The sequence below is a fragment of the Alcanivorax sp. HI0044 genome (assembly GCF_001634945.1).
On sequence record NZ_LWEZ01001431.1, the window covers coordinates 1 to 1211 of the forward strand.

The 1211-nt window shown below is 55.2% G+C and carries 2 protein-coding genes; one reads left to right on the forward strand and one right to left on the reverse strand.

Going from position 1 to position 1211, the window contains the following annotated elements:
- Positions 1-213 precede the first annotated feature (213 nt).
- The gene (locus tag A3730_RS21215) at positions 214-429 is read right to left on the reverse strand and encodes a dodecin (protein ID WP_007149047.1); all 216 of its coding nucleotides are present in this window, start codon (positions 427-429) and stop codon (positions 214-216) included.
- Positions 430-696: 267 nt separating this feature from the next.
- Between A3730_RS21215 and A3730_RS21220 the strand changes: the two genes are divergently transcribed.
- A partial coding sequence (locus tag A3730_RS21220) for an Hsp20/alpha crystallin family protein (protein ID WP_063521083.1) occupies positions 697-1211 on the forward strand: 515 nt, incomplete at its 3' end.

The following is a 1211-nucleotide window of genomic DNA, read 5'->3' on the forward strand; positions in this document are numbered from 1 at the left end:
AGCTCGTAGCTCGTAGCTCGTAGCTCGTAGCTCGTAGCTCGTAGCTCGTAGCTCGTAGCTCGTAGCTCGTAGCTCGTAGCTCGTAGCTCGTAGCTCGTAGCTCGTAGCTCGTAGCTCGTAGCTCGTAGCTCGTAGCTCGTAGCTCGTAGCTCGTAGCTCGTAGCTCGTAGCTCGTAGCTCGTAGCTCGTAGCTCGTAGCTCGTAGCTACTGCTTCACGATCCGGAAATTCTGAAGCCGACCTTCAACGTCACCTGATAATGCCCCACCTTGCCATTCTCGATATGGCCGCGGGTTTCGGTCACCTCGAACCAGTCCATCAACTCCAGGCTTTCACTGGCCGTGACCAGCGCATTCTCGATGGCGTCTTCAATGGTGGTGCGAGACGACCCAACTAATTCAACCTTCTTGTAGACATGATGGTCAGACATGACTGCTCTCCTTTTCGGTACATGTTCCAAGTGTCTGAGCGGCAAAAAATCCCTCACCGGAAACGCTCTGCCCTCATCCATGTTCTTTCATCTGTGACACCGAAGTCCGCGTATTACAAGGGGCTCTTTTGCCCAGTCGGTCAAAAAAACCCCATTCCTTATAGCATCGTGGGCATTGAAAGCCGTCACCATTTGCCTCATAACAACAGGTGAAGCACTTGGTCATTGTCCAACCGTTTATTCCAACCCCCCTCAGGAGGACACGCGATGGATATGCATAAAATGACACCCTGGAACTGGCTTCGTCAGGAGAGCAACCGCGAGCGACCTCTCCCGCAACGGCAACCCGGCCACCCCTTGTTGCGCTGGGAACGGGAGTTCGACAACTGGTTCGAACAAATGCTTGGCGACATGGCCTGGACGACCCCGGCGCCACACGCCCAACCAAACGCGCCCTTGCGCCCCAACCTGGATATTCTGGAGCGCGACGACCACTACCTGATTACTGCGGAATTACCCGGCGTGGAGAAATCCGATCTGAATGTGACGCTGGACAACAACATGTTGCTGATCAGCGGCAGCAAAATCCCCATCCAGGAAAATGACCGCGACGGCTACCATTATAGTGAGCGCCGTTTCGGGCCCTTCCAGCGCATGCTGACATTGCCGGCCGATGCGGATGCCGAGCAGATGAACGCCGTCTTCCACAACGGGGTACTGTCGCTCAACATCCCTCGCCATGAACACCATCATCAAGGCAGCCGACGTATCGAGATTCATTG